Below are 2,555 nucleotides of genomic sequence, written 5' to 3'. Positions count from 1 at the left end.
GCCTTCGCCCAGGAAACGCCCGAGGCCGCAAGCACGCAATGGCGCGCCGTCGCCGACCAGATCCGGCCGAAGGTGCCCAAGCTCGCCACCATCATGGACGACGCCGAGCCCGACGTGCTCGCCTACATGACCTTCCCCAAGGAACATCGTGCCAAGCTCCACTCGACCAATCCCATCGAGCGCCTCAACGGCGAGATCAAGCGCAGGACCGAGGTCGTCGGCATCTTCCCCAATGACGACGCCATCGTCCGTCTCGTCGGCGCCTTGCTGCTCGAACAGAACGATGAATGGGCCGTGCAGCGGGCCCGCTACATGACGCTTGAGACCATCAGCCAGATGAGCGATGATCCGCTCATCAGCCTGCCGGCAGTCGCGCGCTGATCAGTCCGGCCCATGCCGGAGAGCACGGCGTCCAATGCCGTCAGCTACACCACGCCAGTGGGCACGATCTGAGGGATGCGCCCGGCCCGGTCTGCTTTGGACGGGATGACCGCCACGGCGCCACGTTCATTCAGGTTGGCGCGCAGCCAGTTGTTGTCGAAAGCCTTGTCGCCGAGGAGCGCCTCAAAATCGAGGCCGGCGATCAAAGGCTCGACCCCGATGCTGTCGTGACGCTGGCCGGGCAAAAGGACGAAGCGAATGAGATTGCCGAGGGCATCGACCAAGGCCATGATTTTGGTGGTCAGGCCGCCACGCGAGCGGCCTATGGCCTGATTTTGAGTCCCCCTTTTGCGCCGGTGCCATGCAGGTGGACCCGGACGAGCGTGCCGTCGATAAGGACATATTCGAAATCGGGATCATCGCTGAGGGTCTTGAAAATACGCTCCCAGACGCCCTTCTGCGCCCAGCGTCAGAAGCGCGTATATACGGTGAACCACTTGCCGAACGCCTCCGGCAGATCACGCCACGGCGAGCCGGTGCGCGCGATCCAAAGAACGGCTTCGATAAATAGCCGGTTGTCGCGCCCGCTGCAGCCGGGATCACCGGCTTTACCCGACAGCTCCGGCGCGATTTGCTCCCATTGGCTGTCGCTCAACATCAATCGAATCAAAGGCTGGGTCTCCATTTCCAGCCTTGAATCAATTTTCTGCCGCTTTGGGAATCTGGAGGCTTCTATGAGGTCCGCATGCTCGACGGAGCGGGCCGGCTGGTTGTCGGACCTCATTGCAAGCCGGATTGAACGAAGCCGCGGGACGGTCTGGCGCTATGGGGATTGTAGCCTGGAGGAGCGGTCGGGATCGTCGGTGCCAGGCTGGTGAAGGGCGTTCACGATGCGGCGACAGCGAAGGATGGTACGGTGGAAGACGGAACCGGGATGGCGCGAGCCGTCGGATAGGCTGCAGTGCTTTCTATCGCCGGGCTGGCTGCTTGCGGCTTTGTGCGGCGGGCCAAGGGTCGAGGTGCCGGCGCGCATGGCGACGGATACCGACCCGGGTGATGTGGACGCACCCGGCGTGATCATGAGGTGTCGTTCCAGAAGGGGCGCGGTTGTGCCTGGCCGCACCGCCAGATGGCGAGCGTGATCATTGGCTCTCCGCAGCAGGGGCAGCGATGCGCCGCCGCAAGGCGCTCGGCGGCGACAGCGGCGCTTTCGGCATCCGGTTCGAGATTGTTCTGCTGCGATCCGGCCAGCAGCCTGCGGCACAGGTTGAGCTTGGCGGCGCGATTGCCGTTGGCGAGGAAGCCGTAGTGGCGGATGCGATGGAAACCGTCGGGCAGCGTGTGCAGGAGAAAGCGACGGATGAACTCGTGCGCGTCGAGCGTCATGACCTTGGTCTTGCCGCGCTGGCGATAGTCCCGCCAGCGGAACGCGACCCGATCGTCGGCCGTGCTGATCAGTCGGGAATTGGCGATGGCGACGCGATGGGTGTAGCGGCCGAGATAGGCCAGCACCTGCTTCGGCCCGCCGAAGGGCGGCTTGGCGTAGACGACCCATTGATAGCGACGAACCTCGGCGAGCAAGCAGACGAAGGCATCAGGCTTTGCCAGGTAGGCGAGATCGCCGAAGAAGCCCAGCCGACCCTCATCATAGGCCGCTCGGAGTTCCTCCAGAAAGAGACGGCGGAACAGGCGCGACAGCACACGCACGGGCAGGAAGAACCCCGGCCGGCAGGCGACCCATCGCCCTCCATCGAGGGAGATGCCGCCGCCCGGGACGATGCAATGGAGGTGGGGATGATAGGTGAGGTTCTGGCCCCAGCTGTGCAGCACCGCGATGAGACCGATCCCGGCGCCGAGATGTCTGGGATCTGCGGCGATGGTGCGCAGCGTCTCGGCGGCCGCCTTGAACAGGATCGTGTACACCGCCGCCTTGTTCTGGAAGGCGATCGCGGCGATCTCGGCCGGCAGCGTGAACACCACGTGGAAATAGGGAACCGGCAGGAGCTCGTCCTGCCGTGCGGCGAGCCATTCCCGGCAGGCCTTTCCCTGGCACTTGGGGCAATGCCGGTTGCGGCAGGTAATGGGCGACGCCCATTACCTGCCTTATGGGCAGATCCAGTAATGGGGAGCTGGGGTGCAGACATTGACATTTTTCGGTGAATTGTTGCGCTTTT

General features: G+C 64.0%; 1 protein-coding gene and 2 pseudogenes. 1 reads left to right on the top strand and 2 read right to left on the bottom strand.

Going from position 1 to position 2,555, the window contains the following annotated elements; translation table 11 throughout:
* Positions 1-381 (top strand): transposase (locus AC0L3I_RS36720; RefSeq protein ID WP_473530203.1); only part of this gene is annotated, 381 nt, incomplete at its 5' end.
* A 71-nt stretch (positions 382-452) separates the two neighbouring features.
* On the opposite strand, the pseudogene AC0L3I_RS36715 reads toward AC0L3I_RS36720, so the two are convergent.
* Positions 453-1,051 (bottom strand): annotated as a pseudogene (locus AC0L3I_RS36715) (IS5 family transposase); the annotation flags it as partial.
* Positions 1,052-1,458: 407 nt separating this feature from the next.
* A pseudogene (locus AC0L3I_RS36710) lies at positions 1,459-2,460 on the bottom strand (IS91 family transposase); the annotation flags it as partial.
* Between the last annotated feature and the right edge of the window lie 95 nt (positions 2,461-2,555).

This window comes from Mesorhizobium sp. WSM4840 (assembly GCF_055811755.1).
The sequence above is the reverse complement of the archived record's forward strand: the minus strand, read 5'-3'. Positions and strand labels throughout refer to the sequence as shown.